General features: G+C 40.9%; 4 protein-coding genes. 1 reads left to right on the top strand and 3 read right to left on the bottom strand.

What is annotated here, in order from left to right:
* Positions 1-127: 127 nt before the first annotated feature.
* Complete coding sequence (locus tag ABZB17_RS21245; protein WP_372653431.1) at positions 128-1,504, top strand: TrpB-like pyridoxal phosphate-dependent enzyme; 1,377 nt, start codon at positions 128-130, stop codon at positions 1,502-1,504.
* A gap of 68 nt (positions 1,505-1,572) precedes the next feature.
* On the opposite strand, the gene ABZB17_RS21240 is transcribed toward ABZB17_RS21245, so the two are convergent.
* The 3 genes from ABZB17_RS21240 to ABZB17_RS21230 all read right to left on the bottom strand — a co-directional run bounded on the left by ABZB17_RS21240 (position 1,573) and on the right by ABZB17_RS21230 (position 3,773).
* Positions 1,573-2,520 (bottom strand): lipoate--protein ligase, encoded by a 948-nt coding sequence (locus ABZB17_RS21240; RefSeq protein ID WP_372653429.1) that lies wholly within the window; start codon positions 2,518-2,520, stop codon positions 1,573-1,575.
* 219 nt (positions 2,521-2,739) lie between these two features.
* Entirely contained in the window at positions 2,740-3,093 is a 354-nt protein-coding gene (locus tag ABZB17_RS21235; protein ID WP_045031482.1) for a carboxypeptidase-like regulatory domain-containing protein, read from the bottom strand.
* A 221-nt stretch (positions 3,094-3,314) separates the two neighbouring features.
* Positions 3,315-3,773, bottom strand: coding sequence for a toxin-antitoxin system YwqK family antitoxin (locus ABZB17_RS21230; protein ID WP_372653426.1), 459 nt, complete (start codon positions 3,771-3,773; stop codon positions 3,315-3,317).
* Positions 3,774-3,956 lie beyond the last annotated feature (183 nt).

Genomic DNA, 3,956 nt, shown 5'->3' with positions numbered 1-3,956 from the left:
GATTATTAGACATGAGTAGTGAGACAGACTCGGCTGGGAAAAAGGAGATTTCCTTTGAATTTCTCAATACTCTGTACTCAATACTCATTAGTAAAAACTGAATTATCAACCAATAAAATAACAAATCATGACTAGACAAAAGAAGATTTTTCTCGAAGAATCGGAAATGCCCAAACAATGGTATAACCTGGCTCCCGATCTGCCATCGCCGTTGAACCCACCACTTGGCCCTGACGGAAATCCTGTGGGCCCTGAAATGTTGGCACCGGTTTTCCCGATGAACCTGATTGAGCAGGAAGTTAGCCAGGAGCGCTGGATCGATATTCCTGAAGGAATTCGCGAAATTCTGGTACAGTGGCGGCCAAGTCCCTTAATTCGAGCTTACGAACTGGAGGAAGCACTGGGAACTCCTGCAAAGATCTATTACAAAAACGAAGGCGTTTCGCCCGCCGGTAGTCATAAACCCAATACAGCTGTGGCGCAAGCCTGGTATAACAAACAGTTTGGTATTAAAAAACTTACCACCGAAACCGGTGCCGGACAGTGGGGTTCTGCATTATCGTATGCCTGTGCACAAATTGGCGGTATTGAGTGTAAAGTTTTTATGGTGCGTGTAAGTTTCGATCAGAAACCTTTCCGTAAGATGATGATGGAAACCTGGGGTGGCAAGTGTATTGCTAGTCCAAGTACCGAAACACAGGCCGGTCGCGATATTTTAGCACAGTTTCCTGATACACCGGGAAGTTTGGGAATTGCTATTTCTGAAGCCGTTGAAGCAGCAGTTACCGATCCTACCGGCGGAACCCGTTATTCATTGGGTTCGGTGTTGAACCACGTAATGTTGCACCAGACTATAATTGGTTTGGAAGCCAAAAAACAGCTGGCAAAAGTGGGTATTAAAAACCCTGATGTAGTTATTGGCTGCTGTGGTGGCGGTAGTAACTTCGCTGGTCTTTCGTTCCCGTTTATGTACGATAAAATTCATGGTGCCGACATTCAGATTATTGGAGCCGAACCATTCAGCTGCCCCACTTTAACAAAAGCTCCGTTTATTTACGATAACGGCGATGTGGCACAAATGACTCCGCTTTTGGCGATGAACAGTCTGGGCCACAACTTTGTTCCGGCACCAATCCACGCCGGAGGTTTGCGTTACCACGGAATGGCTCCGCTGGTAAGTGCTGCCTTAAGAGATGGGTTAATGGAAGCGGTAGCTGTTCACCAAAGCGAATGTTTCGAGGCCGGGTTGTTGTTTGCCAAAACTGAAGGTATCATTCCCGCTCCGGAAACAACACACGCCATTGCCGCTACCATCCGCGAGGCGAAAAAGGCGAAAGAGGAAGGAAAAGAGAAAACAATCCTTTTCAACTTTAGTGGACATGGTTTGATGGACCTTGTTGGTTACAATAAATACTTAGGTGGAGAACTGCACGATTACGAATACCCGGAATCGGAAATTGCTGCTAACCTGAAAAAACTGGAAGGATACCCTTTGCCGAAATAGGAAGATTGGAATATTAGAATATTGGAATGGCGCGCTGCATTTTGTAGTGCGCTTTTTCTTTGCTGTTTTTAAAAGAACGCATAAATCAACGCTTCGTTATCTGTTTTTAAAACATCGCGAATATCCTCGTAAAAATGTTGTTTCCCTACGAGCAAGGCTGATAACTCGGTGGTGTATGGCTCAACAAAATAATTACCCTGCAGGTTTGCGTTTTCAATCCGGCCTTTTTTTACTTCGAGATAGATTTCCAGTGTCCGGCCATCTATTTCCGCCTTATTGGTAAACGTGTATTTTGGTGAGTAGCCCCAACGCCAGTCCCAGGTTGTAAATTTTTCGTCAACCAGCTTTTTTATGGCTTCCTCATCATCTGCAGAAATCGTATAACTTTCAGCGCCATCCTTTTTCAATTGCACGCCAATAAGGAAATCGATAAATGCCTCAATATCCATTTCGTTTTTCAGGAACGGAAAAATATTGGCCACTTTGCTTCGGTTCGACTGCACCGCTTTACTCGTATATTTCCCGGGAATAACTTTTATACTGTTCCCCAGGTTTTCCAGGTCGGAGTTAAACAACAAAGTACCGTGGTGCAACACCCGGTTTTTAAAAACGTGCTCTGCATTTCCCGAGATCTTCAATCCCTCAATCAGTAAATCGTTTCTGCCCGATGTTGTGGCTTCAATATCAAGCTGAGCCAGCGCTTCCACCACCGGTTCGGTAAACTGCTTAAACGAAATCTCTGCCGGGCTTTTTACATTTTTAATAAAGGCAAAATTTACATTTCCGGCATCGTGATAAACAGTGCCGCCACCCGAAATACGACGTGCAACCGTAATATCATTCTCGCGCACATAACGGTAATTTACTTCGCCCAGCGCATTTTGGTGTTTGCCTACCACAACCGTTTTATCGCTTTGCCAAAGCATAAAAATATCGTCGTCGAAATTTTTCAAAAGGTACTCTTCGGTAGCCAGGCAGTAAAAAGGATTGTTATTATTAAGTACGATACAAAGCATAATCAAATTTTTACATTTTGCGATTTACAAAATGTAAGTTACAAAATGTAACATTTAAGCATAAAAAAACCATCCGCCAAAAGACGAATGGATTCTTGTGATATGGAGCATATTGCTAATTTACGGGCTTTAACATTACATACTAATTTCCTGAATATTAAAAATGTCAAAACCGCCTCTGCTCTCAGAGGCGGATTCAATCTTAAGTTACTCCAACCTTTAGTTAGAAGATTGCAGCTTTATTTTAATATCGTTTTTGTTAGCATCAACATTTACAACTTCCGATTTTTTCTCGTAAGAAATATAAGTTGTAACCACCTTGTATTCTCCAGGTTTTACTCCTTCAAACGAGAAATTACCATCAAAATCGGTGTATGCTTTCCTATCGGTTCCTTCCAACTTTACTTCAACACCTACAAGCGACTCCCCTGATAATTCATCGGCAATAGAACCTGAAATCATCATTGTAGCCTGGCTTTCCGTATCAGTACTTTTCGATTTGTTATCGTCTTCTTTTGCATTTACCGCTAAAACTGAAATAACCAGTAATGCTGCTATTAGTAACTTTTTCATTCGTTTATATTTTTAATTTTTAGCTGTAACTCATGTAACTCACGATGAATTTTAATTCTTCTTGTTTGTTAATATGAAGAATAAAAATTCATGGTCGTTTCATAATATTCATTTATTGTTTTGTCGATCTTGTACTACAAAAATACAGGATGACAATTACGGAGTAGTTACACTTCTATTACAGTTTAATTAAATCCGTTTTTATTTTGGCAGCCATACGGTTAGTACTTTCGTTCGCTTATCAGGTTTCCCTGCTCATCATATTTCTTCCAGACTCCGGTTTTTTCGCCATTGTCATATTCCAGTTCATACAACAAATGCCCGTAGTCATTCCAAATCACCCATTTACCATGTTTTTTTCCGTTTTTGTAACGTGCAACCGACACCTTAATTCCGTGCTCGTTGTACATCACCCATTTGCCGTGCATCTGGTTCTGTTTGTACGAACGAATTTCGTTAACATGCCCGTTTTTAAAGTAAATGGTTGCTTTTCCATGTTTCTCACCATTCTTTACCTTCACCTCGCTTTGCAGCGTATTATCATCGTAATAACCCTGGTAGGTTCCGGTGTACTTTTTGGAATTCTGGTAATAAATTCCATCGATTTCTTCAATTTTTTGTGCTTTCGATGCAGTGGTTATCAAAGCCAAAAATCCAACTAAAACCAATAATTTCTTCATTCTAAATTGTGTGAACTCAATAAGAGGAAAGCCCCGGAAAATCCGGAGCTTTTAAAATCGGTTTTTAGGCCGACTTTAATAAACACTGCATTATCAATGTTTTTATAACCTCTTTTTGATTGTCATTTAAATTCATTAACAAGATTTTATAACTCAGCGCTAATCCATGTCCATCCTGAAATG

The sequence above is a fragment of the Draconibacterium sp. genome, assembly GCF_041583095.1.
Lineage (GTDB): Bacteria > Bacteroidota > Bacteroidia > Bacteroidales > Prolixibacteraceae > Draconibacterium.
The sequence above is the reverse complement of the archived record's forward strand: the minus strand, read 5'-3'. Positions and strand labels throughout refer to the sequence as shown.

Bases quoted from the DNA above. Each gene is read 5' to 3' on its own strand.
- ABZB17_RS21235 (WP_045031482.1), bottom strand. From the start codon at position 3,093: ATGAAAAAGTTACTAATAGCAGCATTACTGGTTATTTCAGTTTTAGCG.
- ABZB17_RS21230 (WP_372653426.1), bottom strand. From the start codon at position 3,773: ATGAAGAAATTATTGGTTTTAGTTGGATTTTTGGCTTTGATAACCACT.
- ABZB17_RS21245 (WP_372653431.1), top strand. From the start codon at position 128: ATGACTAGACAAAAGAAGATTTTTCTCGAAGAATCGGAAATGCCCAAA.
- ABZB17_RS21240 (WP_372653429.1), bottom strand. From the start codon at position 2,520: ATGCTTTGTATCGTACTTAATAATAACAATCCTTTTTACTGCCTGGCT.